Raw genomic sequence first — 26,417 nt, 5'->3', positions numbered from 1 at the left:
TACTTATTGATTGGATAATCCATGTCTTTTTCTTCCGACGCACAACCAAAGGCCACTCAAACTTTCCAGATAGATCTCAACGCTGATCTTGGCGAGAGCTTTGGTAACTACCACTTAGGTTGTGACGATGACCTCTTAACGCTCATCTCCAGTGCCAATATCGCCTGTGGTTTTCATGCAGGCGATCCAATCACCTTACTGCACACAGTAAAGAATGCACATGACAATGGTGTTCGCATTGGCGCCCATCCGGGATATCGTGATTTAGCCGGCTTTGGTCGTCGTCGCATGGACTATAGCTACACAGAACTTTATGCAGAAATTATTTATCAATTAGGTGCTATCGACGCAGCAGCACGCAGTACAGGAGCTCGTCTTGAATATGTTAAACCGCATGGTGCGCTGTACAACACTATTGCGCATGATGAGCAGCAAGCTCGTGCGGTAATCGATGCAATTATAAATTTTAATCCCCAGCTCAAGCTCATGGCTTTAGCAGGTTCTCAGATTGTTCACTGGGCTCAAAAGACAGGTCTTCAGGTTATCCAAGAGGCTTTTGCTGACCGCGCCTATACGAATCAAGGCACATTAGTGCCGCGCTCTCAGCAAGGCGCAGTGCATACCAATGCTGATGTAGTTATTGCACAAGCATTAGCCCTAGCAACGCAACAGCCAGTACAAACCAGTGACGGTTCCTCTTTGCTCATTCAAGCAGATTCAATCTGTGTGCATGGCGATAATCCTCAAGCATTATTGCTCATACAACAGATTAAAAAAGAACTATCTAGTGCAGGTGTACAAATTAGCGCATGATTATACAACCGTATGGCGATAGCGCTCTGATCCTTACATTTGAGCAACAAGATACTACCGCCACCCATCCTCGTATCCTCGATTGTGTCCTTGCAATGTATGCCCACATCAATGCTGAGTATTCACGTGATGTTGTTGATATTGTGCCTGCTGCAGAAACCATCGTTATCACAGTTGATTCTCCCCGACTCACCCCTGGCGCATTGAGTAAAAAATTAGAACGTATTGATATTCACTGCCTGCCAGCAACAATGAATGACGGGAAAACTGTCACTATTCCAGTTCATTATGACGGCCCTGACCTTGGTGTGGTAGCGCATCATTTGGGCATTGCCGAACATGAGGTTACACAGTGGCATAGCGAGATTCGCTGGTATGCTGCTTTTGGTGGTTTTGCCCCTGGGTTTATGTATCTCGTCGCTGAGCAAACGCACCACGCTCATGCACCTCGACCGGTTTCTATTCCACGCCTTGCTACCCCACGTACGAAAATACCTGCCGGTTCCGTGGCTCTTGCTGGACATTTTAGTGCAGTTTATCCGCATCAATCCCCTGGCGGATGGCAAATTATCGGTCATACAACAAGCACTCTCTGGGATGTTAATAAAGCAGCACCGTCATTGATTTCTCCGGGAGATACTGTGCGTTTTGTGGAGGAAAAATAAATGTCACTTCCTATTTTTGATGTACTTTCTCCAGGTGCACTCAGCCTCTACCAAGATCGTGGTCGCTGGGGTTATGCGCAGCTTGGTGTGAGCAGCTCTGGCAGTTTTGATCGTTTCTGTGCAGCCCGCGCAAATGCAGCACTCGGCAATACCGTTGATGCACCAGTAATTGAGGTACTCATGGGTGGGTTGAGTGTTCGGTTTCATGCCGCAGCACATATCATTTTTTATGGCACAGATTCACTCATTAGCATCACATCTGCTGCTGGCAAAAAATCACATAGTTATACCGGAGCCATTATTGACGTTCAGGCTGGTGATGTCATCACGCTTGACCATGCAGACTCTCGATTACGTACCTACTTTGCTATTCGTGGCGGGTTTGCCGTTACCCCGATTTTAGAATCTGCATCCAGCGATCGACTCAGCGGCATTGGCCCTGCCCCATTGTCTGTTGGCGATACTGCCCACTGCGCTTATGACACAGGTGAGTTTTTGGCAATGCGCAATTGGTATCCCACGCTACGCCAACTGCCACCACTATGGCAGCACAAGCAGCATGAAATACTTACCGTCACCTTAGGTCCACGGGATGATTGGTTTAGTAGCACTACGGTGAGATCCTTTTTGCAGCAACGCTATCGCGTTACTTCAGAGTCAGATCGTATCGGCATCCGCTTACAGGCTCCACAGCCGATTGAACGACTCAAGACCGAAGAACTACAAAGTGAGGGAATGGTTCGAGGGTGTATTCAGATTCCGCCTAGCGGCGATCCTGTCATTTTTGGTGCTGATCATCCAGTTACTGGCGGGTATCCCGTGATTGCAGTTTTGACGCGAGAATCTTGTGATCGCTGTGCACAATTAGTTCCTGGACAGACTGTGAGCTTCACACTGTAATACACTTTTATACACTTAGTTTAATTTTGCACTTCGTGCATTTTTATACTAAGTTTATTTTAGTGACTAATGAACCACTCTCCCTAAGAGAAAGAAAGCGGCAACAAACCCGCCAGGCTATAGAAGAACATGCCACCAGGCTCGCCATTGAGCGTGGACTCAATAACGTCACGGTGGAAGATATTTGCCAAGCAGCACAAATCTCACGACGCACATTATTCAACTATGTCGAGTCCAAGGAAGCAGCCATTATTGGCACCCCGCCAAGAGATATTCCTGCTGAAGAACAAGAAAAATTCCTCAGTCAGCCACATAGCGATCTCATTGCCACCACTATGGAACTCTATCTTGACAATACGATCTCAGCACAGTTTGTTGATGAAACTACCGCTGCGGAAATTTTACGTCGTCGTAAGCATATCCGACGAGAAAACCCAAGTTTAGCCCATCTTTCTTCAGCAAACCATCACGAGTTCTTTAGTAATCTGCATGAATTGCTCACTCAATATCTCACGCGTTACCCAGAGCAAAGGATATTGACCATGCATTCTGTGGAGCATGAGGCAAACCATATTGCAAAAATTGCTTTTTACGCTGTTCATCTCGGCTTTATGGAATGGATAGATTCACCAAAAGAAAGTTTTGCCACGTTAAGGCGTAAATGCCACCACAATCTTGACTCACTATCAACTCTTGCATCAGAAAGAATAAAATGACTCACACGACTACGACCACTACCGATTATAAAAAAGACACCAGCACCAATTCCCGTGTGTGGTTAATTATCTCTACGCTCATGCTCAGTATGCTCATGAGTGCACTTGGGCAAATGATTTTCTCCACCGCACTACCGACGATCGTCGGTGAGCTTGGCGGCGTCGATCATATGTCCTGGGTTATTAGCGCTTTCTTACTCGGACAAACTATCGCCATGCCGTTCTTCGGCAAACTCGGTGACCAGCTCAATAAAAAACCATTATTCATTGGGGCAAATATCACTTTTATCATTGGCTCAATACTCGGTGCTCTTGCACAATCAATGCCCATCCTTATTATCGGTCGCGCAATCCAAGGTATTGCAGCTGGTTCCATGATGATTCTGTCCCAAGCTATTACCGCTGAGGTCACCAGTGCTCGTGAACGTGGAAAATTCATGGGTGTCATGGGATCAGTTTTTGGTTTTGCTTCAGTGCTTGGCCCTCTAGCAGGCGGTTGGTTTACCGACGGCCCTGGCTGGCGCTGGGGAATGTGGCTTAACGTTCCACTAGGACTGATCGCAATCATCGCCATCAGCATTTTGCTAAAACTACCTACTAAAAAACAAACCTTCCAGGTGGACTGGTTAGGTACAGCCACCATGTCCATTGCAACAGCTGCCCTTATTCTCTTCATCACCTGGGGCGGACGTGATTACGCCTGGACAAGCACCACGATCATTTCGCTTATTTGCATATGTATTATTTTCAGTATTATTTTCATCTTCGTCGAGAGCAGAGTCGCTAATCCATTAATTTCCATTGAGCTTTTTAAGAATAAAAACTTTATCCTCTGCACAGCTGCTGGATTCTCTACTGGAATTTTCATGTTCGGAACTATTGCTTATCTGCCCACATATTTCCAGATGGTTCATCATCTCTCTCCTACCCGAGCTGGATTAATGATGATTCCAATGATGGCAAGCATGATCATCACCTCCACTGCCATTGGCAATATCATTACCCGGACAGGACGCTATAAGTTCTTTCCGATTCTAGGGCAAAGCATTATGGCACTCGCGCTTTTCTTGCTCAGCACTATGTCTGCCGACGACTCACTCATGAAAGTAGGACTTTACCTAGCAGTATTCGGTTTTGGTCTTGGTGCCACCATGCAAGTTTTGGTACTGATTGTCCAAAACTCTTTCTCCTTGTCTCACGTGGGTACTGCTACTGGTACAAATAACTTTTTCCGCCAAGTTGGCGGTAGCCTTGGCGCAGCTCTTGTCGGTTCTATTTTCTTAACCGGACTCAAAAATCACTTAAGCACTGCTATTCCACAAGCACTTGCTAAAGCACAACACATGGGTATTGATATGTCCCAACTAGCAGGTGCTACAGGCGGTGGCATGGATACAAGCAGCTTGACCCCAGCAACAGTAACAACTCTACCGCAGCCATTCCAAGAGGCCATTGCAGTTTCTTATAATGATGCGCTTACTCCGGTATTCCTCTATCTCATTCCTCTCGCCATTCTTTCCGTCATTGCATTATTCTTTGTGCAGGAACGAGAACTAAGCACAGCGACAATTTTCGATAAAGAAAACCACACAAAGTAAAACGCACCTTAGCCCCATACAAAAAGCTGGTATCGATTGATACCAGCTTTTTACTACTCTTCTACAGGCAATAATTTTTCATAAATATCTGTACCGCGCCATTGACCCGCCATTTCTCCATAGGTCATCTTTGCCAACCGAGTAAAAGACGCTACTTTCTTAAAGCCACGAGATTCATGCAGCTTGATCGAACCTGTGTTTTCCGGGAAAATCCACGAATGGATAGCACTCTTACCCAAATCTTGACACACTTGAGCAAGACTATCAATGAGCGCGCCAGCCACACCTCGACCGCGTGCATCTTGATGTATATAGATTGAATCCTCTACAACATCATCAAACACACTCCGCGCAGAAATAGGTGCTGCAGTAACCCAGCCTAAAACTTTTGTGTCATCCTGCTTTTCCACTGCAACCAACATGGTTTCAGTGATCTTCTTTTGCGAAAACTCTTCCCAGGTAGGCGCCTCTGTCTCAAAGGTAGCATGACCTGTCGCTAAGCCCATCAAGTATATTTCCTGTACCTGACTAAAATCAGAGCGTCGCATAGGGCGAATCACGAAGTCTTTTGCTGTCATGTTTTTAGATTATTCCTAAACTTTCGTATTGGTGCAAACTTTCAATACACTTTTTATCTGCGCTTTTGCCAACAAAAAGACTCTCTATCACGCAAATGATAAGAGAGTCTTAGATTTTACTGAGTTACTTAGCTGTTGTTGATCTTTGGACCAAAGCCATTGCCCTCATCAACCCAGTCGATAGAACCATGAGCAAATTTCTGGTTCCAACCATTTTCCACGGTTTCTTCAGCAGCCAATGGAGCACCAACAGAAGACTTCAAGCCACCTTCAGCCTTCCAAGTTTCGGCAATTTTACCAATAACTGGAACAACTTTACCTTCTGCGTTGTACACAGCGAAGGTACCGTCGGAAAGCTCAATGCTGTAGGTGCCATCTTCGCCTTCTTCATAAGCAACAGCTTCATCAGCCTCATGAGCTGCATCTGCTAGAGCATCTGGAACCTCAACAGTGCTGCCGTCGGAAAGCTTTACTTCTTTAGTTTCCATAGCTTCCTTGGCTGAATCTACTGCAGAACCAGCAGCCTCAGTTGCTTTTGCGCCAGCTTCTTTTACCTCAGATACAGCGTTAGAACCAGCTTCTTTCGCTTTATCCAAAGCGTTATCCGCAGAATCGCCTGCTTCATTCTTTACGCTCACTGCAGCGTCCTTTGCCTTTTGTGCATCCTCACCAGAGCAAGCAACAAGACCTGCACTAAGAGTCAATCCAGCAACACCTGCGACAAGACCACGAAATAGACGGTTAGACATTTTCTTACCTTTCATAAGTAAATAATTAATTAAAAGTAAACGGAGTATTTCTACACCGCTTTCCACCTTGCCTGGTTTATCAGCAGGACGCAAATAATCAGCAAAATCGTTAAGGTTTAGACATGAGATAGTTACCTAATCGTGTCCTTTCCCATAGCGAAAACACCATTACCTGCGCTTTTTCTTTCGACGTCCAATCTGACTATTTTTAGCCTTCGCAAACCGTGGAGTCGACTGTTGCGCTTTGCGCTTTTGCTTATCAAGTGTCTTTTGCCTTGCCGAACGCTTTGGCAGAGCCTGCCTGGAAGAATTGGCAGTCCTGCCCTTAGCTATCCCCACAAAATCTTGAATCGCAGCGCAATCGCGGTCTTTATACCACACTAAAGCGATGCTACTTTCTGGACTATCCCCAATGAACCCCCGATGTACTACTTCTTTTTTCGCTAGCACTTTCAGAATGGGACGAGGTGCAAGTACTACACCAACATTTGCGGCGGCCACACTCAACCCAGTTCTTATTTGCGCTATATCCAGCTTCTGCCCAGATAACCAGCGGTAATTGATGATTTCCCCTGCTAGTTCTTCTTGGGAAACTGTCTCATAAAGACTCAACGTATGCTCTTTAGAAAAAGCAATTCCTGGTTGTTCTGCATAAAGTTGCACAATATGCACGTGATCGCCTAACTCATCTAGCCGAGCGTCAGGCAAACGCACTAGAGCCAGATCAGCACTAGGAATATCTTGGTCTTTGGCTAAGCCCAGCTGATCCTGGGCTGCTAATAATGATTCCAGAGGATCATCACTGGAAAAAGTATGGAGTGTCTCATCTTTGGTACGCTCGTTGAAACGATGGAACCATTTTTCTGGTTCGGTACCGGTAACGAAACTTAAAGTCAACATAAAACTAATGCTACCGTTATAAGTGTGAATGAAGAATCTGGATTACAGCCATCGGGCACTGCTATGCGCCCTCAAACTGCTGCGAAAAAATTAGGTATTTACTTACCAGCAACGCCACAAGAATTTCAGTCTGGGGCAATTACCCATCAAGAACTGGCTCTACTGCTTAAAGAACCACCTCAGTGGCTTCAGCAATTGCGCAAAGAAGGACCACATCCTCGCCCCATTGTGGCGCAAAAACTTGGTATTACTATTGCAGCGCTCAAACGCAATGATATGGATAAACCACTTACTACAGCGCAGATCAAGGCGTTACTTGCAGATCAGCCACAGTGGTTACGCGAAGCACGTACCGAACTTGCACAATCGCGTGAAGAAAAACAGAAGAAGTCTGAGTAAAATAACGTATCCGCGTCCTCAGGACTTAGTGACTTAGTGCATTCTCAGTACGGTTCCGTACGCAAAAAATTCTTCCCCTACAGAGCATAACTGTAGGGGAAGTTTTATCTCTAGAGTAGTTTCCAGTCTTCTAAGCCTTCATAGAGTGGATACTGCTCTACCAGTTTTTGTACCCTGGCGCGCAATGCTGGTATATCTGCACCGTCACCAGCTACAAGAGCTTGAGCAATGATGTCCGCTACCTCACTAAACGCAGCTGAGTCAAAGCCACGAGTTGCCAAAGCAGGAGTTCCGATACGCAGCCCGGAGGTAACCATTGGTGGACGTGGATCAAACGGAACAGCGTTACGATTTACCGTGATACCAACTTTGTGCAATAAATCTTCTGCTTGTTGACCATCCATCTGAGAATTGCGCAGATCAACCAAAACCAAGTGCACATCAGTGCCACCAGTAAGTACGTCAATACCTGCTTCCTGAGCGTCGGAGGCAATTAAACGATCCGCTAGAATCTGTGCGCCCTCAATTGTACGAGCTTGACGATCCTTGAACTCATCTGTGGCTGCTGCTTTCATCGCCACTGCTTTAGCTGCGACAGCGTGCATCAATGGTCCGCCCTGCTGACCAGGAAATACTGCCGAGTTGAGTTTCTTTGCCCACTCTTGTTTAGCCAGAATCATACCGGAGCGTGGTCCGCCTAGAGTCTTGTGCACAGTAGTCGAAACTACATCTGCATAAGGAACAGGCGAAGGATGTAATCCAGCAGCTACAAGACCTGCAAAGTGTGCCATATCAACCCAGAGTTTTGCACCTACTTCATCAGCAATCGCACGGAATGCAGCAAAATCTTGCTGGCGTGGATAAGCAGACCAACCGGCAATAATGACCGCAGGTTTCTCTTTCAGCGCTTGCTGGCGGATTTTATCCATGTCGATTCGGAATGTTTCTGGATCAACTTCATAGGCACAGGCTTGATACAGTTTTCCAGAAAAGTTCAAGTGCATTCCGTGTGTAAGATGCCCACCATGCGCTAAAGATAGACCAAGAATTTTATCGCCAGGATTTGCCAATGCCATCAATACTGCTGCATTTGCTTGTGCACCTGCGTGTGGCTGCACGTTAGCAAACTCAGCACCAAAGAGCTCTTTTGCGCGCTGACGTGCAAGATCTTCAACAATATCCGCGTGTTCGCAGCCCCCATAATACCGACGACCTGGATAACCTTCTGCATACTTATTAGTAAAGACAGATCCTTGTGCTTGGAGCACTGCACGCGGCACAAAGTTTTCCGAAGCAATCATTTCTAGGGTAGAGCGCTGGCGATCAAGCTCACCGGAAATAGCTGCTGCAACTTCTGGGTCGAACTCTGCAAGCGACTGATAGCGAATATCGTTAGTCATTAACCTCAGTGCCTTTCATTATGGTTGGTAAAACCAGTTATTTTCCCAATCTATCTGGGACTTTTGCTCAAGAACTATATTCTTTCCCCTATCTTACTTGATATTGTGCTAGCCACACTACACAATAGGGTCTATGGCTCGCCCAAAAGATTCCAGTCCTTATCTCGACTTTGATCGAGAAAGCTGGCGTCATCTCCGAAAGTCTATGCCTCAAGTTCTTACCGAAGAAGAAGTGGTGGCACTACGTGGTGTCGGTGAAAATGTTGACCTCACCGAAGTAACAGAGGTTTACCTACCACTTTCGCGTCTTATTCATCTTCAGGTGCAAGCACGCCAAGAACTTACTGCGGCTACTGAAACATTCTTGGGTGATCGCTTTAGTCATGTGCCGTTTGTCATCGGTGTTGCAGGCTCAGTTGCTGTAGGAAAATCCACCACTGCACGTTTATTGCAAGTGCTCTTGCAACGCTGGGATTCTCATCCACGGGTTGACCTTGTCACTACCGACGGGTTTCTTTTCCCCGCTGCTGAACTAGATAAGCGTGGAATTATGGAGCGCAAAGGTTATCCAGAAAGCTATGATCAACGTGCTCTCCTTCGTTTTGTTACTGACGTAAAATCAGGCAAAGCACACGTCCAAGCACCTGTATATTCACATACTCGCTATGACCGCATTCCCGATGAAACTATCGACGTCGATCGTCCCGACATTTTGATTGTTGAAGGGCTTAATGTACTCCAAACCGGACCAACTCTCACAATCAGTGATCTTTTCGATTTTTCTGTGTACGTCGATGCTAAAACTCACGACATCGAACGCTGGTATATTGAGCGTTTTCTTCAACTACGCCATTCCGCCTTTCGACAACCAGACGCGCATTTTTCGCATTATGCAGATATGTCAGATGAGCAAGCAATAGCTGAGGCTCGCAATATATGGCAAACGATTAATTTGCCTAACCTCGTAGAAAACATTTTGCCTACCCGAGTACGGGCTTCTTTAGTGCTCAGCAAAGGAACAGACCACAGCATTAAACGCGTAAGAATGCGCAAAATCTAATCGACCGATAACAGATAAGAGCCGATCACTTACCAAACCGACGGCTACGTTTAGAATAATCACGCAGAGCGCGCAAAAAGTCTATACGTCGAAAAGCTGGCCAATACGTATCGGTGAACCATATTTCAGAATAGGCTGACTGCCATAATAAAAATCCCGATAAGCGCTGCTCGCCACTGGTACGGATCACAAGATCTGGGTCTGGTTGCCCAGAAGTATAAAGATGCGCCGAGATTGAATCCACGGAAATTGCGTTTGCGAGTTGTTCAGGCTGGGTTTGGGCTGCAATTTCAGTATTGATTAGTGTCCTTACTGCATCAACAATCTCTTGGCGCCCCCCGTAACCAACAGCAACATTGACTGTAATTCCCTGGTGCTTGTCGGTAGCTTGCGCAGCGCGCTCTACCCTCTGACGAAATTGATCCGGCAATAGATCCAAGTGCCCTACCAAACGCACCCTGCATTTTGTTTCTAAGGCAGCGAGTTCATCCACAACATCCGCAATGATATCAAATAAGAGCTGCAATTCTACGTCGCTACGGGAAAGATTTTCAGTGGATAGCAGATATATCGTGACCAGCTCAACTGTGGTTGACTGACACCAACGCACTAACTCGCCAATTTTACGTGCGCCAACTCTGTGACCATGCGTTACGTCGCTAAAGCCCGCTTCTTTTGCCCAACGACGATTCCCATCGCACATTACTGCAACGTGCTTAGGCTGAGCCGCATCAGCTAATTCTTTGAGCAGGCGACGCTCATAGAAAGGGTACACTGTCTCTAGCATTGCATTGCGCAAGCGCATTGAGGTTTTCTCAACTACCGTTGCTACGCTGTCGATATTCACGATTCCCCTTTCCTCTTATTGCAAATGCCCTGTTAGAACCAATGTTTCTTACGCTGATCCAATACTCCTGCCTCAGCCATTGCCTTATCTAATTCCTGCTCATCAAACAAGTTAATGCCATGTTCTTCTGCAAATAGGCGACGTCGGTTCATTCGGCTATACCGACGATGAAAAGCCCAACCAATATAGAGCACTAAACAAACCAAGACAATGAGCACAAGCCAACCAATGGGCGAGGCTTTACCAAACTCAGATCCTTCTGGCCCTGGTCCTTGTTGTGCCCAAAAAACCACTGCGGATACATCAGCAATAGCCGTTGTCATTGTTCTTCCTCATTTTCTTGTTCTGTTAGGTTACTCAAGTTATCCAGTTACATTGTATGCGTATCTGCCACATTAACCTACTCAGTGGTATCCACAAGCCCGTGGAATAAATCATTTTCCGGCATAGTTACTGGAACACGGGTACGCGCAAGCTCAAACTCCTCAGTTGGCCACAATAATCGCTGTTTATCAGTAGGTACTGCCAAAAACATTCCCTCTGGATCAATTTGAGTAGCATGTGCTAATAGTGCTGCATCGCGTTTGTCAAAAAAAGCTGCTGCCGCTACACGGGTAGTTACCCTAGCCATAATATCTGCCCCATCTTGTGGCCACTGAGCTAAAATTTCTGCAAAAGGCGACTGCGCGCCATCATTGACCAAAGACGTATGTAATAATTCAATTCTTTCGCGAATAAAGCCATGCGTATAGTACAACTTGAGTGGTGTCCACGGTTCACATTCAGGTAGATAATGGGGATCACCTGCTTTTTCCCATGCCAGCAGCGATACCTCATGCACTTTAAGATGATCTGGATGCGGATACCCACCATTTTCGTCATAGGTGATAATGACGTGCGGACGAAATAATCGAATCTCACGCACCAGTTTTTCTACAATCTCTGCTGTATCTGCCAAGGCAAAGCAACCAGAAGGTAATTCAGGTAGCGGCTGTCCTTCTGGCAAGCCAGAATCAACATACCCAAGCCACATATGCTCTACCCCTAAGGCGGCAGCAGCTTTTTCCATTTCTTGACGTCGAATAGCAGCGATATTGTGTTCGTTCTCGACTGTGTCCATTGCTGGATTGAGGATATCTCCACGTTCTCCCCCAGTACACGTAATAACTTTAACGCGGTGTCCCTCTGCACTATAACGCGCCATTGTGGCAGCACCTTTACTCGACTCATCGTCTGGATGGGCATGAATCGCCAAAAGTCTCCGCTTCACTACTACCGGCCTCGCCTTCTGCTATAGAAAATGCTTTGCGACGTATTCTATACCCCTTTGTTCATCTTGTGTTTTTAGTGCCTATAATAAGTGGCATGACTTCTCCTCAAGTTCGTGCGACAACCAGGCAACGATATAGCCACGCTGCAGATAAGCACTCAAATTTTTCTGGGAAAATTTTTGCCATTTTGATCGTGGTCATTGTGTTCTGCATTGTGATTGCCGCTGTACGATTCTTTCAGGCTCGTGGAGATGCAACAGTCCAAGGGAAAACTGGAACTGTAGAGCGTATTGATGATCGCACTTTTCGTCTTGGCGCAGATATCACCCGTACTAAGCTCGATGAACCAACTTATTGCATCGTCAAAGCACTTAATTATGATATGGCTGAGGTTGGACGCAGAGAAGTAGTGATTCCGGCAGGAGGAAAAAAGCTAGAGCGGGTCAATGTGGACATTACTACTACAGAACCTGCGGTTTCAGCTACAGTCTATGGTTGTTCAGAGAATATCCCATTCTATCTTGATATTCCTAGCCGCTAGGTAGCATTGCTCCCTTGGAGATCCTGCTGTAGCCCAGTAGTGTGTGCTAAGATATGCTGCTGTTAGCTACATAATCATTTCCAGATAAAAATAAAGTTCAGAGAGGTTTTTCATCAATGAGTGATAACCAAAAGCAGTACATTACCCCAGAAACAAAGGCAAAACTTGAGGAAGAACTCAATGCCCTGATTGCGCACCGTCCAGTGGTAGCGGCTGAAATTAATGAGCGCCGTGAAGAAGGCGACCTCAAAGAAAATGCGGGTTATGATGCCGCTCGTGAAATGCAGGATCAAGAAGAGGCTCGTATTAAACAAATCTCTGAGATTCTCGCTAACTCCACTACTGAACGTACTGGCGTTGTTGAAGGTGTAGCACACGTTGGTTCAGTGGTACACGTTTATTACAACGGCGATAAATCAGATAAAGAGACTTTCCTGATTGGTACTCGTGCTGCTGCTTCTGATAACAAAGATTTAGAAACTTATTCTGAGCAATCCCCACTTGGTGCCGCTATCATTGGTGCTCAAGAAGGTGAAACCCGTGAATACTCTACACCAAGTGGTAAAACAATCAGCGTAACAATTGTTTCTGCTGAACCTTATGATTCTAACAAAGCCGCTACCCCGCGTCGTTCATAATCTGTGGCATAAAAAATGTCCTGGATGATTATCTCATCCAGGACATTTTTGGCACTATGGCAGGTGCACAGAAAATCTAGCAGTTAGCGTTGCTGGAAGTAACTCAGCAAACGCAGAATCTCGGTATAGAGCCAGACAAGGGTCACTGCCAAACCAAGTGCTACGCCCCAAGCCATATGTGCTGGTGCACCGCGACGAATAAGACGATCAGCAACATCAAAGTCTTGCAAGAAGCTCATGGCACCAAGTCCAATGCACACTAGAGAGAAGATGATGGCAATTGGGCCACCGTCACGCAACACATTGCTGATACCAAGCATAGAAAGAATAAAATTACCAAGGATCAGAACAAGCACACCAACCATACATGCAGTAAGAATGCGGTTAAATTTTGGTGTTACTTTGACTGCACCTGTTTTATACACATAAAGCATTCCAAGGAATACACCGATTGTGCCAAGGATCGCTTGACCAATAAGGGCACCGGCATTTGCAGAGCCAACAAGCATTCCTGAAAGAATGAGAGAGAAACCGCCAAGTGCGAGCCCCTCAAAACCAGCGTAGATAAGAGTAACTGCCGCAGAACCATATTTCTTAGAGAAACTGGAAACCAGGACAGTAACAAAAGCACCAATTGCTCCCACCAAAGCAAGAATCATAGAAACACTTGGGTTAAATTGCGCAAGAACCATATTGGCAGCGGCAAACGCAATAATAACTCCTAGAGTGATGCCAGTTTTAGAAACAACATCATCAACGGTCATAGGACGTTGATCAGCATCTGCACTAGGAAATTGGTTATATGGAGCCTGCTGTAGCTCAGGCGATAATGAGTTTTGCTCTTGAGCACGTTTAGCTGAGCTTTTTTCTAATGAGCTCAACACAGGATTGCTACTACGCATTGAGATACCTTCCCGTTATATGACTGGTTTTATTAGTTATTACATAACCAATAACTGCACAAGCCCTTAATTAGTTCCCAATCATCACGATTTTCGCATAGATCCCTATAAGACCTGCAAAAAAATATCAATGCGCATGACACAGACTACTAAAGAAACATCGGTTGCAACTGTTGCTGCGCTACTGTGAGCTCAGCTTTTTCTAATGCATGGAAACCACGTTGCTGATCATAATTTACTTGTTTAATTGCAGTTATTGCTTCTGCTAAGGAGCTAATGTCTTGTGCAACAACGCCAGGAACAGGAATTGCAATAGAACCTGCTGCGATATCTACTCTGGTGGTAGTTCCCGCAGGAACGGTAATTGTTTCACCAGTACCTACGAATCGACAGTAGCCTTTGGTGGTAACTGTCGCGGTTCCTTGATAAATCCATAGGAGTTGGTCGTAGTCGCAACGCGCAAAAACGGTAGAAGCAGGAATCTTGTGTGCCAAGGTTTTTTCTTGCATGGCGTCATAGTTTTTCATAGTTGTTCGCGCACGCGAACTAAAAGAGCGTGGTGTCATACCTGTGTGTCGTCGAAAAGCACGAATGAGTGAGCTTGTAGCATCAAAACCCACCATGTCAGACACATCCGCAACAGTGAAGTCGTGTGCCAGCAGTTTAGCCGCAATATGTACTCGATACGCAGCCCGCCATTCACTAAAAACCATTCCGGTATCTGCTTGGAATTGACGCTGCACAGTACGAGTGCTTACCTGTAGCTTTTGTGCAAATTCAAGCAAAGAAGTATGTTCTACAGGATTGCTCACCAAGGCCTCAGCTACTGTACGGGCAACTGCTGCATGAGGCATAGCAGGAGCGGATACCGTTGGCATCGGTAGCTGTTGTCGCAAAAAGTCAGCGAACTCAGCAGATATATTGTGACTACCCAATAGGCTCAACGAATACTCGAAGATAAGCCGTGCAGACCACTGCACACCCAGGGAAATGCAATGCGTTGTTTGTGCCCAAATCTCATGCTCATTATGCAAAGTATGGTGGTATGGGATTTCTAAAGTAACACCTTGCCCAGAAATAAAAGCACCTTGCGGCGCAATGACTAAATCACCTGCTTGTATCTGCAACACACGATCAGGAGCATTAACTGTGGCGTTACCTTCGTGGCACCACACGAGAATACTCCCGACGCCACCTCTAATCGAACCAGGGCATTTCGTTTTTTCCCCTGCTGTTTTTGTGTCTATCATTCGCTCACCACCGTCTTTTCTTCTAGCAGTTCACCATTATTGAGCTCGATGCCATGCCGAAGTACATACTTGCGCTATGCCTAATTTTGCCCAGCATAACATAAACTAAGGCTAACCTTAAAATTTTTGATTTCCACAAAAAGAAACCATATGCACCGCTGTGGTACATATGGTTCTTGACTACAATCTGCCATCCATGTAGACAATTGAATTCGATTTTATTGTTCCACCATCATATGGAAAAACGAATTATCACATTGCACTACTTGTAGCTTAGGCGATATATGCTGGAACACCTGCAACTACCGAACCAGAAGGAACAGACTTAATCTTTTTGCGCTCTTTCGTTCCAGCCACCTCGGAACTACGAGAGGTTTTTGCTTCAGTTCCGCTAGTTTTAGCCTTGGTCTTCACAGTTGTCACTGAAACAGCAGGCTCTTTGCCTTGTGCGGCTTTCTCTTCCTTCTTTGATTCTGCCTTTGGCTCCTGAGACTCAACTACCTTTACAGTTTCTTTAGATTCTTCTTTTACCGTGGTGGTAGTAACCGTAACCTCAGGCTTTGGCAAAACATGGGCTTGGTCAGCGCTTTCAGCTTTATCACTATCGGAATCATTTGATTCATTATCAGCAGAAGGCTTAGGTTCAGGTGCTGGTGTGGTGGTCGTGGTCGCAGACTCAGACTCTTCCTCCTTAGCCGCACTGGTCGTCGTGGTGGTAGTTGTTGCGGTCGCAGACTCAGAATTATCCTCTGCTGACTCAGTCCCACTCTCCGATCCAGCAGGAGGTTGCTGGGCTACTGGTGCAGGTTGCTCGCACACCGATGTGAGAACCTGATCGGCACTAGCTAGCTCCTCAGCATCAGCGATGATATTTGCGTCTTGCTCACCTCGTGGTGCGTAAACACCCTCTTTATCCACCTGCTTGGAAATAACAGAGGCAACCACTACTGCTTTTTCGATGTCCTTTACGTCTGGATCAACCGGAATTACTACATTTGCTGTACCTGAGGACTCGGTAGGAGTAAATGGATGTGAAGCAGTACCAAGAACTGTCTCGTCTTTCTCATTCACCAATTTCGCGTCGATCCTGTAAATCTTATTAGGAATGAGATTTTCATATGTGATCGTCTCGACAATGTTTTGTCCTGTCTCAATGCATTTATCCTGCTCATCGTTGAAAGAAGCAGCTGCCTTGAAAGTAGGCGCGGACACATTGCGACTCTCTGGCGATTCTAGGCTCTTGAAAGTTTCCTCATCAGCAATTTTCAATAGGATTCTGTCATTACTGCCATCCCATTGTGCCGCTGGTCTAATGATCTTTGCCTCGGTTGTACCATTAATTTCTCTTTGGTCATTCCAAGCATATGCAAAGTCAAATCCCGTATAAATTTCTGGATTAGGATTAGTTACCGACGCAATAATCGTGTCAGTATCAGCAATGGAATCATCATTGTATGACCACACTCCACCATTACCTGTGGTAACAGTGTCGATCTTCTCAGGTTCTTGCCCTTCAGCACCAGCTTTGTAGAGATCAACTTTCACTCCAGGCAAAGCTAGTACATGGTCAGTGCTCGCAGTATTTATCCTATCGAACTGACCATCTCCATCTGCATCATACCAAGCCAAAACTGCACCAGTCAGAGGGTTCGTAGCTGCTTTTGCTGGCACACCAGCAGCAAAGGTCAAGCCCGAAAAAGCTAGAACGCTAGCTGTTGCACCATAAACCAAGCGCTTTGTAACGCGTTTTGATTCCGACATCATTAACAAGCTCCTCGTTGTGCTTCTTGCACACAAAATAAGTCCTGCATTTTACTTATGCCCACAGCACTAATCCGCACCGTCGCAAGTAAAAACTTACCGACTCTCCCCCGCTTGTCAATCGCTAAGAACAAAAAAGTTTGCTTAATCACCCCAAATATCGGGTTAATACCCCCCCTCATACGAGAATAAGAGGTTTTAATCTTGGTGATACCCTAGCGTCGTATCATTTTTATTTGGATATTTTGGGCACGCCCTTAAGGTCCCATGCCTCTATTTTCCAGCGGTTATGCTAGTAGTGGTGCCCCCAGTGAGACTCGAACTCACACTGAATGGATTTTAAGTCCACTGCCTCTGCCGATTGGGCTATGGGGGCTTTCGCGCAACCTAGTTTAGTAGATTGCGCCCTCAAACCCTAAACAGCAGGTCATAACCTTGTTTCTCACTAAACTGAATGCGCAAGCTGCGCAATGATACCGTCCAAAATATCTTTTTCCGAGATAACAATCTGAGAAACCTGAGTACGCTGTTTTATTAGCTCAATGATCCCATTGATAACCACGCTCCCACCAGCAATAACATCCGCCCTTCCAGGATGAATCACCGGATGGGTCGCACGCTGTGTATTAGTCTCTGCAATAAGCTGCGTAGTAATTACACGCAATCCGTCCAACCCCAATCGTGAATCATGGATAGCTCGCGCATCATATTCTTCTAAGCCCATTGCAATAGCACTCAAAGTAGTAAAAGTACCTGCACAACCAACAAAAGTACGTGCCTGCGCAATAGGCACCACCTCAACTACTTTTTCTAACTGCTCCTGCACATATTCAGCAGCTATTTCCACTTCAGTCTCAGTTGGTGGATCACTACGCATAATTCTTTCAGTCAAACGCACACAACCCATTTGGGCAGAATAAGCGCCAAGAATATCACCGCTAGCAGTCCCGACGATAAACTCAGTGGAACCACCACCTAAATCAATGACACAAAACGGCCCATCTTGTGCGTCAAGATCTGCAACAGCTCCTTGAAAAGAAAGCTGTGCCTCTTCTTCACCGCTAATTACTTCTGCACAGGAACCATCATCAATTTCAGATAGGAGTTGTCTGGTCATAGCGAAAAACTCATCGCGATTGCTTGCATCCCGTGTCGCTGATGTTGCTACCATGCGCACTTTTTGCACATTCTCTCGCTTCATGATCTCTACGTACTCGCTTAATGCTTCACGAGTACGTTCAAGCGCATCTGCGGATAATTTTCCGCTCGCATCCACCCCTTGCCCAAGACGCACAATGCGCATTGTCCGAAACACCTCATGGACACCATTTTCATCAACCTCAGCGATGAGGAGACGAATAGAATTAGTACCACAATCTACTGCTGCTAATCGCGTCATCTTCTCTACCTCTATGCTTTATGCGTGGCTAAAATCAAATTGTGCCAGATCAATACCTAACTCAGCGCAGCTAGGCCATTGCTCATCAATAGCACTGCCGCGCAATTGACCATGATCAGCAGCAAGTGCCACCGCCTCCGTACCGAGTCTAAAATGCTCCGGCCCCTCAGCAAGTGCATAGGCAATAAGAACATGGAGGCATTTCACACGATCAGGCATTCCTCCCCCAGAGAAAGTAGTGCCCAAATCTGCTATGGCATTGCGTTTTTCAAGAAAAAACTCATGCGCACGACGATAATCAGCTGCCAAATCTGTATCTTCCGCCAAACGCTGGGTCATCCATACCATGACACCGGCGACCTCTAAGCGTGAGGCTTCAGCAGTTAAACGTGGATCAGTGAGGTAATACAGCGTTGGGAATGGGGTACCGTCGTCTAGCTTGGGAGCTGTTTTTACGACCGCTGGTTGTCCGTCGGGAGTTCGATAAGAAATATCGAGTACGCCTCGAGGAGTTCTGCCTAATTGCTGCGCGACAATATCTAAATCATGTGGACTTACACTCATAGCTGCCATTGTGTCATGAGTAGCAACGCTAATTCTATTCGGCTAGGAATCAAGGCGTCTCAGTAGGCATAATTGGCAAGTTCATTGGTTCTGTGGCAGTTTCTTCCTGCGGCTGATGTTTTTCTGGAACGGTAACGCTATCCCATAACAGCTCGTACCACGGTTGAGTTGCATCAGCGTGTTCTGTGCCCACTTTTTGATCTTGATTCTGTGCCTGAGGAGGTTCAATAACCCTAAAAGCAGTTTCCCCAGGGGCAATGACACCAAGTTGGGTGCGAGCTTGCTCACGAATATAAGCCTCAGACTGATATTTTTCTATCTGCTCGATGAGCTGTTTTTTCTGCTCTTCTTTTCGCTCAATAGCAGCACTTACGCGCGCAATCTCTGCTTTCTGCTGTAGATGATTACGTAGCGGACTAAAAATTAAGAAAAGAACAATGATAGAAACGACACCAAGGATGATTAATTCACGCACAGAAAGCTTCACTTTGGGCAAAGCCACTTTAGCTCTGTTTTTGCGGGTAGAGCGATTGACCACTGGAACAACTCGCCGTGAATTTCTTGCCATAGATTTTCTATTCTACTGATTAACACCATGATGTCACGCAACAACGCCTAAGACCTCGCACTAAGAAAATCGAGGAACTCTCAAGGCGTTATTGCGTTTGTTTTAGTTATATGGATCACCAGTGTGGTGCTCCATATAACATTATTCCGCCAGCTTTGCCTGTAGAGTTTTACCCTTGGAACCGTGGGAAAGCTGAACGACCTGCATATACAGCCGCGTCACCAAGCTCTTGTTCAATACGAAGAAGCTGGTTGTATTTTGCTACGCGCTCGGAACGAGCAGGCGCACCAGTTTTAATCTGACCACAACCAAGAGCCACTGCTAAATCTGCAATGGTGGTATCTTCGGTTTCACCAGAGCGGTGCGACATCATTGTGCGATAACCATTGCGATGCGCAAGATCAACAGCATCAAAAGTTTCACTCAATGTACCAATCTGATTTACTTTCACAAGCAAAGCATTGGCAGCTTTTTTATCAATTCCCTCTTGTAAACGCGCAGGATTGGTCACGAAGAAATCATCACCGACAATCTGTACTTTGTCGCCAATGGCTGCAGTAAGAGCGGTGTAGCCTTCCCAATCATCTTCTTGAAGTGGATCTTCGATAGACACGATTGGATATTGCTCAATAAGTTGTGCATATACTGCCGACATTTCCTCAGCACTGTGCTCTCCACCCTCGAAGTGATATTTACCATCGCGGTAAAATTCCGACGACGCAACGTCGAGAGCAAGGGCAATATCTTTGCCTGGCTCAAAACCAGCTTTCTTAATTGCCTCCATAATGAGGTCAAGGGCTGCTTTTGTGGAATCAACAGAAGGGGCAAAACCACCCTCATCACCCAAACCAGTAGATAGTCCCTGTGCTTTGATAACAGACTTTAAGCTGTGGTACACCTCTGCACCCATACGCAATGCTTCCGCAAAAGACTCAGCACCAATAGGAGCAATCATAAACTCCTGCACATCAACACCTGAATCGGCATGAGCACCACCATTGACGATATTCATCATCGGCACAGGCAAAATATGAGCATTAGGACCACCAATATAGCGGTAAAGTGGCAATGCAGCACTATCAGCTGCTGCTTTAGCTACAGCCATCGAGACACCCAAAATAGCATTAGCACCCAGGTTTGACTTATTCTCAGTGCCATCAAGCTCAATCATGAGACGGTCAATCACGCGCTGATCATCTGCCTCAACCCCTGCAAGCTCATCAGCGATTTTCTCATTTACATTCTCTACTGCGCCCAATACGCCTTTCCCCTGATAGCGCTGCCCACCATCACGCAACTCATGTGCCTCATGCACACCAGTCGACGCACCTGATGGAACACCAGCAACACCATGAGAACCGTCGTCAAGGAATACCTCAGCTTCAACAGTTGGGTTACCACGAGAATCCATGATTTCTCGCGCAAAAATATGCATAATCTCTGCCATAAGTTATCTCCTTAAATTTTGTATATTCACTCTCACACAACAGCATAAGCTACAGCATGAAAGCACCCTCATCTATTTTAGACGTACTTATGGCACAGCGTGGTCTATCGAGCGATAACTACAATCATCATGATGTTGCTGGTTGCGCTAGAGCATACGCAGCAGCAGCATTACGCACCTTAATCAGGTATTCCTCAGACATATTATAAGACTGAACTGCACTTACCCATCCTTGAGCAGTGGATAAATCACGATTGTCGCACAACAAATATGCAGCGCCTAATGCAGCATCATCAATCTGATTAGGATCAGCAACTCCATCACCATTGGCATCACGACCATAGCGTTGCCATGACTCAGGAATAAATTGCATAGGACCTACTGCACGGTCATATTCACTATCACCATCTAGTTCACCACCATCGGTGTCTGCCACTGAAGCAAAACCTGGTGAACCGTCGAGCGGCACGCCAATAATCGGTGGTAATACATAGCCATTCTCATCAATAGAGCGATTATTGAACAACTCACCAGAATAGGTTCCATGTCGAGTTTCCACATAGCCAATTGCTGCCAAAGTATTCCAACTAATATGACACTCTGGCCAAGATTGCGCAGCAATAAGTTCAGCATTAGCATAAGCACGCAAAGCGGCAGTGGGAATTGAAGTCTCAGCAGCTAATGGATCAGCCCAAAAACCTAATTTATCAGAGGTACGACCTGGCGCTTCGACGTCAATCTCAGGAACTTCGCTACCTCGCGCAGGGGGCACATCTTCTGGGACTGGTTGTAATTGCCTGATGGGTGCTTCGCCTTTCATAAAAGACAATGACCAACCAACAAAAGAGATAACCACGATGACAGCAAGAATCGATATTACTCCAAACCCAACTACGCGACGCACACTGCTCCTTATCTTTTCCCTGACGCTTACCTAATATCTACCCGTACTGATACCTACCCGATTAAGATTTCTCAGATGCTTTCCCAGCAGCCCATAACCTGTGTTGCTCCGACTCGGGAACAAGGGTATCGGTGCCGTCAAATAAATAAGGAGCACGTGAACGCATTTTTTCCACATAGCTAGCTGCAACATCAGCAAAAGAAAACGCACCTCGACGAGCCGCAATCTCTGCATGAAATAATACCTGGAGCAAGATGTCACCAAGTTCTTGGCACAATTGCTGGTCACTGCTGCGATGCCTAATAGCTTCAATGACTTCTTGAGTTTCTTCTTCTAGAAAAGGAATAAGAGACTCATGGGTCTGTTCCTGCTCCCACTCACCTATTTTGACGGCTCTTTCCATAGCCGCAACTGCTTGTCCGATACTATCTGCACGACTTGGTACTTCAATAAGCTGGGCACCTTGTGCAAGAGCTGCACGCACCTCAGGTGCCCACTCATCAGTGCTCACGAGCAGAGTACCCAAATCAGAATAATAAATATCTTTGTGCAAAAACTCATCGAAATCCCACCGAACTTTCACTGGAACTTCCGTAGTGAACTGTACTTTTCCACGTAACTGTGCAATGACCGAATAAGGAATCATCGTTGGCCAACGCGGATCAAGAAGCAGAACAATCATAGGTACTATCCTAACCATTGAATAAGCTGCAGGAGTAAAAGTGAAAAGAAAGATCACACAGTGCCCCTGACAGGGGCTATCACTTAACGCTGTCGCGCGCTAATAATCCTCTTAGATCTTTTCGCTAAAACACTATCGTCAGTATGGTCACCAGATGTTACTGCTAGGCTTTCGCCACTTCTCACATCAATCTTTTCCATATCAAACATCGTCGACAAGAAGTCAGCCACCCACTGCACTAGCTCACTATCACGCACATGAGGTGCAGTAATAGTAGAGCCTGCCCGAGGAATAGCTATATTGATAACCTTTGCCACCGAACGATAATTAGCCGAAGGATACAGGCGTTTGAGACGCACTTGTTTAGAATCTGCAAGTTCCACCGGGTGTATTTTTATCCGTCCACCTTGTACGCCAATATCACTGATTCCTGCTTTTCTAGCCAAAAGACGTAATCGAGCAACTTCTAATAGACGCTTTACCTCTGGAACAAGCGGACCATAGCGGTCAGTCATTTCCTCAATAACACCGCGAATATCATCTTCGTGATGGGCAAAAGCACATTTCCGATATACCTCCAATCGCAAACGCTCAGCGTCGATATACGATTCTGGAATATGAGCATCCACTGGAAGATCAATGCGGATCTCTTTCGGCGCATTATCAGTAGCATCAATGGCTTTACCTGATAATAGGCCACGATATGCTTCTACTGCCTCGCCAACAAGACGCATATACAGATCAAAGCCAACCCCTGCAATATGCCCTGATTGCTGCGCGCCAAGAACATTACCAGCACCACGCATTTCTAGATCTTTCATTGCCACAGCCATACCTGCGCCTAAATCATTATTTTGAGCAATCGTCGATAAGCGATCATAGGAGGTTTCGCTGAGCGTATGTCCTTTAGGGTAGAGAAAATATGCGTATCCTCGCTGCCTAGAACGCCCAACACGCCCACGCAACTGATGCAACTGAGAAAGACCCATATGGTGCGCATTCTCTACGATGAGAGTATTAGCATTGGCAATATCAAGACCAGTTTCCACAATGGTCGTACACACTAAAACATCAAACTCACGATTCCAGAACCCTTGGACTGTTTGCTCCAGGAGTTCTTCACTCATTTGCCCATGCGCAATCACAATGCGTGCTTCAGGAACTAACTCACGCAAATAACGAGCAGTTTTCTCAATATCGGCAACTTTATTGTGCACATAAAATACTTGACCATCACACAACAGTTCGCGTCGAATTGCTGCCGCAATCTGTTTATCCTCTTGCACACCAACATAGGTAAGAATGGGATGACGATCCTCAGGAGGGGTCAAAATGGTAGACATTTCTCTAATGCCAGCCATAGACATCTCCAAAGTACGAGGAATGGGGGTTGCCGACATAGTCAGCACATCAACGTGCGTACGCATCGCTTTAATGTGCTCTTTATGTTCCACACCAAAGCGCTGCTCCTCATCAACAATGATTAAGCCCAGGTCTTTCCACCGCACCCCTACCTGCAATAGCCTATGAGTGCCGATGACAATATCGACACTACCGTCGGCAAGCCCAGCAATAATCTCTTTAGCTTCTTTATCAGAGCTAAACCGCGATAATCCCTTTATTGACACAGGAAAACCCGCCATACGCTCGCTAAAGGTCACTAAATGTTGCTGCGCAAGCAATGTAGTAGGAACCAAAACTGCCACTTGCTTGGCGTCTTGCACTGCCTTAAAAGCTGCACGCACCGCAACTTCAGTCTTGCCATACCCCACATCCCCCACAATCACTCGATCCATAGGTGCAGGTTTTTCCATATCGGCTTTCACCGCCTCAATGGCCAACATCTGATCTTCGGTTTCTACATAGGGAAAATTATCTTCTAGTTCTCGTTGCCACGGCGAATCTGGACTATAGGAATGCCCTGGTGCGGCTTGTCGCTTAGCATAAAGCTCAATCAACTCACCAGCGATTTCTCGTACTGCAGCACGAGCTTTTTTCTTGGTATTCTTCCAATCTGCACCACCCATTTTTGATAGTGAGGGCTGTTCTCCACCAACATATTTACTGAGCATATCCAAGGAATCCATGGGAACATACAGTTGATCTGCTGGTTGCCCGCGTTTACTAGGCGCATACTCCAACACAATATATTCACGTCGAGAGCTCGTCTCGCCGGTGTTAATAGTGCGCTCAGTCATTTTGAGAAAACGCCCAATACCGTGTGTCTCATGCACCACATAATCCCCGGTCTGCAATGCTAATGGATCAACTCGGTTGCGTTTCTTTGCTGGACGACGCTTAGCCCCTGCAATATCCCCCACTCGATTACCCGTGACATCTGTCTCAGTAATAACAACCAAAGGCAATGACTGTTCTGGCATCTCTTGCTGCGCAGACTCAACACTAGCAATCCGCGAAAACACCACACCTGCATGGCTAAGCGCTTGATAAAGGGTCACTTCTCCTGGGCGCGGCTGCTCGCCAGCATGAGCGATTCTGGTTGGAATTCCTTTTTGCGCAAATCGCTCCTTCATGCGCTTGATTACGCCCTGTGCGGGAGCAATAAAAGCTGCTCGACCTCCCGCTGTGGTGTGTGCCAGCAATAGACTCATCATCTCGTCGATTTTGGCGAGTTCTCCTCGAGGAGCAGGTGCCGGAGTAAAGTCAAGCGGGAGTGTGTGATCTTCTGCAGCCTCTAACATTCCAGGCGACGCAAACGTCCACCATTTCTTTTTTCCTTGCTCGACTATATGCGTCAAAGCAGCATAGGACAGATAACTACTCGCTGATAAGTCAAGGTTATCTGCTGCCAGTGGGGCATCTGCTCCCATTGCCGCTGCTTCCCATCCTGCTGCGAGAAACTCCTCGTCTGTATTTTTAAGATCTTCGATACGTCGACGGATTTTTTCTGGGTGCACAGCAATGATATGTGCTTCTGCTGCCATGAGCTCAATGAGTGAAACCAAAGGAGCCTCTGTTAAGGCTGGTATCAGTGGTTCCATGCCTTCCACAGGTATTTTGGCAGCTATCTTGTCCAAGAGTTCTACCAGTGTGGGATTGGACGAATATGTGCGCGCTAACTCTTCCGCACGCTGGGCAATATGATCATCAAGTAGCAAAGCACGTGCGGGATAAATCTCTACCTTGCGCGGGGTAATTTCTTCAAGAGTGCGCTGATCTGCCACTGAGAAAGCACGAATGTCAGTAACTTCATCACCCCAGAACTCAATGCGTAGAGGGTAATCGCTTGTAGTGGGAAAGACATCAATGATGCCGCCTCGCGTTGCGAATTCACCTTTTTTCGCAACTAGATCAACGTGCTTATAGGCTGCATAGGTCAATTGCTCAGTTAAGCTGGCAAAGTCATATTCTTTCTCTTGTTCAATGACTACTGCCTGGTAGCAAGCGGGGTCATTAAGAACCGGTTGGCTTAGGGCTCGTGCCGAGCTCACTACAATCTGATAGTTGTGTAGTTTATCGAGTACCTGTGCTCGTTGCCCTATGATATCTACCCCAGGGCTAAGGCGTTCATGCGGTAGTGTCTCCCATGCAGGGAATAATGCAACGTTTTCTCCTACCATTGCTGCTAGTTCTGCAGCAAGATCCTGGGCTTCACGTCCAGTGGCGGTAAGGACCAGAATGGGATTTTCTTGAGCTAGTGCTGCCAAAGCCCACGGACGTACTTGATCAATAGCTGTGATATGGAGTGAGGAAAGGTGGGTTTGACTGAGCAAACCTTGTATTTTGGCATCTGTTGCTGCCACTTCAAGTAAACCAGCGAGCATAGCAGGTGATGTGGACACGAAAATAGATCTCCCTTGTACGCGATTATCTACCTAATAGATTCTCTATTGAGCTTATGAGT

26 protein-coding genes and 1 tRNA gene are annotated in these 26,417 nt (G+C 46.3%); 9 read left to right on the top strand and 18 right to left on the bottom strand.

Annotation, left to right across the window (positions count from 1 at the left end; translation table 11 throughout):
* Positions 1–21: 21 nt before the first annotated feature.
* From EML15_RS07170 to EML15_RS07150, 5 genes are all read left to right on the top strand, one after another.
* Positions 22–813 (top strand): 5-oxoprolinase subunit PxpA, encoded by a 792-nt coding sequence (locus EML15_RS07170; RefSeq protein WP_144274425.1) that lies wholly within the window; start codon positions 22–24, stop codon positions 811–813.
* Positions 810–1,478 (top strand): allophanate hydrolase subunit 1, encoded by a 669-nt coding sequence (locus tag EML15_RS07165; protein ID WP_144274423.1) that lies wholly within the window; start codon positions 810–812, stop codon positions 1,476–1,478. Before EML15_RS07170 ends, EML15_RS07165 begins: the two co-directional genes overlap by 4 nt.
* Positions 1,479–2,378, top strand: a complete 900-nt coding sequence (locus EML15_RS07160) for a biotin-dependent carboxyltransferase family protein (RefSeq protein ID WP_144274421.1) — start codon at positions 1,479–1,481, stop codon at positions 2,376–2,378.
* Positions 2,379–2,440: 62 nt separating this feature from the next.
* Positions 2,441–3,094: a TetR/AcrR family transcriptional regulator gene (locus EML15_RS07155; protein ID WP_185967211.1), complete on the top strand. Its 654-nt coding sequence runs from the start codon at positions 2,441–2,443 to the stop codon at positions 3,092–3,094.
* On the top strand, positions 3,091–4,692 hold the full coding sequence (locus EML15_RS07150) for an MDR family MFS transporter (protein ID WP_144274417.1): 1,602 nt from the start codon (positions 3,091–3,093) through the stop codon (positions 4,690–4,692). The genes EML15_RS07155 and EML15_RS07150 overlap by 4 nt, the downstream gene beginning before the upstream one ends.
* 53 nt (positions 4,693–4,745) lie before the next feature.
* Here the strand turns inward: EML15_RS07150 and EML15_RS07145 are convergent, their stop codons facing one another.
* From EML15_RS07145 to EML15_RS07135, 3 genes are all read right to left on the bottom strand, one after another.
* Positions 4,746–5,270: a GNAT family N-acetyltransferase gene (locus tag EML15_RS07145; RefSeq protein ID WP_144274415.1), complete on the bottom strand. Its 525-nt coding sequence runs from the start codon at positions 5,268–5,270 to the stop codon at positions 4,746–4,748.
* 128 nt (positions 5,271–5,398) lie between these two features.
* Complete coding sequence (locus EML15_RS07140) at positions 5,399–6,019, bottom strand: hypothetical protein (RefSeq protein ID WP_144274413.1); 621 nt, start codon at positions 6,017–6,019, stop codon at positions 5,399–5,401.
* A 168-nt stretch (positions 6,020–6,187) separates the two neighbouring features.
* On the bottom strand, positions 6,188–6,919 hold the full coding sequence (locus EML15_RS07135) for a LysR family transcriptional regulator substrate-binding protein (RefSeq protein ID WP_144274411.1): 732 nt from the start codon (positions 6,917–6,919) through the stop codon (positions 6,188–6,190).
* Between the two features lie 18 nt (positions 6,920–6,937).
* Between EML15_RS07135 and EML15_RS07130 the strand changes: the two genes are divergently transcribed.
* Positions 6,938–7,318 (top strand): DUF5997 family protein, encoded by a 381-nt coding sequence (locus tag EML15_RS07130; RefSeq protein ID WP_144274409.1) that lies wholly within the window; start codon positions 6,938–6,940, stop codon positions 7,316–7,318.
* Between the two features lie 110 nt (positions 7,319–7,428).
* On the opposite strand, the gene glyA is transcribed toward EML15_RS07130, so the two are convergent.
* The gene (glyA, locus tag EML15_RS07125) at positions 7,429–8,718 is read right to left on the bottom strand and encodes a serine hydroxymethyltransferase (RefSeq protein WP_144274407.1); all 1,290 of its coding nucleotides are present in this window, start codon (positions 8,716–8,718) and stop codon (positions 7,429–7,431) included.
* A gap of 133 nt (positions 8,719–8,851) precedes the next feature.
* On the opposite strand from glyA, the gene coaA reads away from it, so the two are divergent.
* Positions 8,852–9,778 (top strand): type I pantothenate kinase, encoded by a 927-nt coding sequence (coaA, locus tag EML15_RS07120; protein WP_144274405.1) that lies wholly within the window; start codon positions 8,852–8,854, stop codon positions 9,776–9,778.
* Between the two features lie 25 nt (positions 9,779–9,803).
* Here coaA and EML15_RS07115 read toward each other — a convergent pair whose 3' ends face one another.
* From EML15_RS07115 to mca, 3 genes are all read right to left on the bottom strand, one after another.
* Positions 9,804–10,583, bottom strand: a complete 780-nt coding sequence (locus EML15_RS07115) for an isoprenyl transferase (RefSeq protein ID WP_144274956.1) — start codon at positions 10,581–10,583, stop codon at positions 9,804–9,806.
* A gap of 74 nt (positions 10,584–10,657) precedes the next feature.
* On the bottom strand, positions 10,658–10,948 hold the full coding sequence (locus EML15_RS07110) for a hypothetical protein (RefSeq protein WP_144274403.1): 291 nt from the start codon (positions 10,946–10,948) through the stop codon (positions 10,658–10,660).
* Between the two features lie 77 nt (positions 10,949–11,025).
* Positions 11,026–11,895 carry a mycothiol conjugate amidase Mca gene (mca, locus tag EML15_RS07105; RefSeq protein WP_144274401.1) on the bottom strand — a complete coding sequence of 290 codons (870 nt, stop codon included), beginning with the start codon at positions 11,893–11,895 and terminating at the stop codon, positions 11,026–11,028.
* A 95-nt stretch (positions 11,896–11,990) separates the two neighbouring features.
* Between mca and EML15_RS07100 the strand changes: the two genes are divergently transcribed.
* The gene (locus tag EML15_RS07100; RefSeq protein WP_144274399.1) at positions 11,991–12,437 is read left to right on the top strand and encodes a DUF4307 domain-containing protein; all 447 of its coding nucleotides are present in this window, start codon (positions 11,991–11,993) and stop codon (positions 12,435–12,437) included.
* A gap of 116 nt (positions 12,438–12,553) precedes the next feature.
* Positions 12,554–13,075: a transcription elongation factor GreA gene (gene greA / locus EML15_RS07095; RefSeq protein ID WP_144274397.1), complete on the top strand. Its 522-nt coding sequence runs from the start codon at positions 12,554–12,556 to the stop codon at positions 13,073–13,075.
* 83 nt (positions 13,076–13,158) lie between these two features.
* On the opposite strand, the gene EML15_RS07090 is transcribed toward greA, so the two are convergent.
* From EML15_RS07090 to mfd, 11 genes are all read right to left on the bottom strand, one after another.
* Positions 13,159–13,977, bottom strand: coding sequence for a Bax inhibitor-1/YccA family protein (locus EML15_RS07090; RefSeq protein WP_144274395.1), 819 nt, complete (start codon positions 13,975–13,977; stop codon positions 13,159–13,161).
* Between the two features lie 149 nt (positions 13,978–14,126).
* Positions 14,127–15,227, bottom strand: coding sequence for a helix-turn-helix transcriptional regulator (locus EML15_RS07085; RefSeq protein ID WP_144274393.1), 1,101 nt, complete (start codon positions 15,225–15,227; stop codon positions 14,127–14,129).
* Positions 15,228–15,500: 273 nt separating this feature from the next.
* Entirely contained in the window at positions 15,501–16,991 is a 1,491-nt protein-coding gene (locus tag EML15_RS07080; RefSeq protein ID WP_144274391.1) for a VaFE repeat-containing surface-anchored protein, read from the bottom strand.
* Between the two features lie 296 nt (positions 16,992–17,287).
* A tRNA-Leu gene (locus EML15_RS07075) sits at positions 17,288–17,364 on the bottom strand.
* 69 nt (positions 17,365–17,433) lie between these two features.
* Entirely contained in the window at positions 17,434–18,387 is a 954-nt protein-coding gene (locus tag EML15_RS07070) for a Ppx/GppA phosphatase family protein (protein ID WP_144274389.1), read from the bottom strand.
* An 18-nt stretch (positions 18,388–18,405) separates the two neighbouring features.
* A complete protein-coding gene (locus EML15_RS07065) occupies positions 18,406–18,951 on the bottom strand; it encodes a DUF501 domain-containing protein (protein ID WP_144274387.1) in 546 nt (181 codons plus the stop codon).
* A 49-nt stretch (positions 18,952–19,000) separates the two neighbouring features.
* Positions 19,001–19,519: a septum formation initiator family protein gene (locus EML15_RS07060; protein WP_144274385.1), complete on the bottom strand. Its 519-nt coding sequence runs from the start codon at positions 19,517–19,519 to the stop codon at positions 19,001–19,003.
* A gap of 169 nt (positions 19,520–19,688) precedes the next feature.
* The gene (eno, locus tag EML15_RS07055; RefSeq protein ID WP_144274383.1) at positions 19,689–20,966 is read right to left on the bottom strand and encodes a phosphopyruvate hydratase; all 1,278 of its coding nucleotides are present in this window, start codon (positions 20,964–20,966) and stop codon (positions 19,689–19,691) included.
* Positions 20,967–21,093: 127 nt separating this feature from the next.
* Positions 21,094–21,882 carry a lytic murein transglycosylase gene (locus tag EML15_RS07050; RefSeq protein WP_246846986.1) on the bottom strand — a complete coding sequence of 263 codons (789 nt, stop codon included), beginning with the start codon at positions 21,880–21,882 and terminating at the stop codon, positions 21,094–21,096.
* Positions 21,883–21,931: 49 nt separating this feature from the next.
* A complete protein-coding gene (locus EML15_RS07045; protein ID WP_144274381.1) occupies positions 21,932–22,552 on the bottom strand; it encodes a MazG nucleotide pyrophosphohydrolase domain-containing protein in 621 nt (206 codons plus the stop codon).
* 83 nt (positions 22,553–22,635) lie between these two features.
* Positions 22,636–26,337, bottom strand: coding sequence for a transcription-repair coupling factor (mfd, locus tag EML15_RS07040; RefSeq protein ID WP_144274952.1), 3,702 nt, complete (start codon positions 26,335–26,337; stop codon positions 22,636–22,638).
* Positions 26,338–26,417 lie beyond the last annotated feature (80 nt).

The sequence above is a fragment of the Corynebacterium sp. sy017 genome, assembly GCF_017918135.1.
GTDB lineage: Bacteria > Actinomycetota > Actinomycetes > Mycobacteriales > Mycobacteriaceae > Corynebacterium.
Note: the sequence above shows the minus strand (reverse complement) of the source record. Positions and strands in the feature narration are given on the sequence as shown.

Bases quoted from the DNA above. Each gene is read 5' to 3' on its own strand.
- EML15_RS07080 (WP_144274391.1), bottom strand. From the start codon at position 16,991: ATGATGTCGGAATCAAAACGCGTTACAAAGCGCTTGGTTTATGGTGCA.
- EML15_RS07140 (WP_144274413.1), bottom strand. From the start codon at position 6,019: ATGTCTAACCGTCTATTTCGTGGTCTTGTCGCAGGTGTTGCTGGATTG.
- EML15_RS07145 (WP_144274415.1), bottom strand. From the start codon at position 5,270: ATGACAGCAAAAGACTTCGTGATTCGCCCTATGCGACGCTCTGATTTT.
- glyA (WP_144274407.1), bottom strand. From the start codon at position 8,718: ATGACTAACGATATTCGCTATCAGTCGCTTGCAGAGTTCGACCCAGAA.
- EML15_RS07045 (WP_144274381.1), bottom strand. From the start codon at position 22,552: ATGATTGTTCTGCTTCTTGATCCGCGTTGGCCAACGATGATTCCTTAT.
- EML15_RS07085 (WP_144274393.1), bottom strand. From the start codon at position 15,227: ATGATAGACACAAAAACAGCAGGGGAAAAAACGAAATGCCCTGGTTCG.
- EML15_RS07070 (WP_144274389.1), bottom strand. From the start codon at position 18,387: ATGACGCGATTAGCAGCAGTAGATTGTGGTACTAATTCTATTCGTCTC.
- EML15_RS07115 (WP_144274956.1), bottom strand. From the start codon at position 10,583: ATGCGCTTGCGCAATGCAATGCTAGAGACAGTGTACCCTTTCTATGAG.
- EML15_RS07090 (WP_144274395.1), bottom strand. From the start codon at position 13,977: ATGCGTAGTAGCAATCCTGTGTTGAGCTCATTAGAAAAAAGCTCAGCT.
- EML15_RS07135 (WP_144274411.1), bottom strand. From the start codon at position 6,919: ATGTTGACTTTAAGTTTCGTTACCGGTACCGAACCAGAAAAATGGTTC.
- EML15_RS07060 (WP_144274385.1), bottom strand. From the start codon at position 19,519: ATGGCAAGAAATTCACGGCGAGTTGTTCCAGTGGTCAATCGCTCTACC.
- mfd (WP_144274952.1), bottom strand. From the start codon at position 26,337: ATGCTCGCTGGTTTACTTGAAGTGGCAGCAACAGATGCCAAAATACAA.
- EML15_RS07100 (WP_144274399.1), top strand. From the start codon at position 11,991: ATGACTTCTCCTCAAGTTCGTGCGACAACCAGGCAACGATATAGCCAC.
- greA (WP_144274397.1), top strand. From the start codon at position 12,554: ATGAGTGATAACCAAAAGCAGTACATTACCCCAGAAACAAAGGCAAAA.
- EML15_RS07150 (WP_144274417.1), top strand. From the start codon at position 3,091: ATGACTCACACGACTACGACCACTACCGATTATAAAAAAGACACCAGC.
- EML15_RS07170 (WP_144274425.1), top strand. From the start codon at position 22: ATGTCTTTTTCTTCCGACGCACAACCAAAGGCCACTCAAACTTTCCAG.
- EML15_RS07110 (WP_144274403.1), bottom strand. From the start codon at position 10,948: ATGACAACGGCTATTGCTGATGTATCCGCAGTGGTTTTTTGGGCACAA.
- eno (WP_144274383.1), bottom strand. From the start codon at position 20,966: ATGGCAGAGATTATGCATATTTTTGCGCGAGAAATCATGGATTCTCGT.
- EML15_RS07160 (WP_144274421.1), top strand. From the start codon at position 1,479: ATGTCACTTCCTATTTTTGATGTACTTTCTCCAGGTGCACTCAGCCTC.
- EML15_RS07165 (WP_144274423.1), top strand. From the start codon at position 810: ATGATTATACAACCGTATGGCGATAGCGCTCTGATCCTTACATTTGAG.
- coaA (WP_144274405.1), top strand. From the start codon at position 8,852: ATGGCTCGCCCAAAAGATTCCAGTCCTTATCTCGACTTTGATCGAGAA.
- EML15_RS07065 (WP_144274387.1), bottom strand. From the start codon at position 18,951: ATGAGTGTAAGTCCACATGATTTAGATATTGTCGCGCAGCAATTAGGC.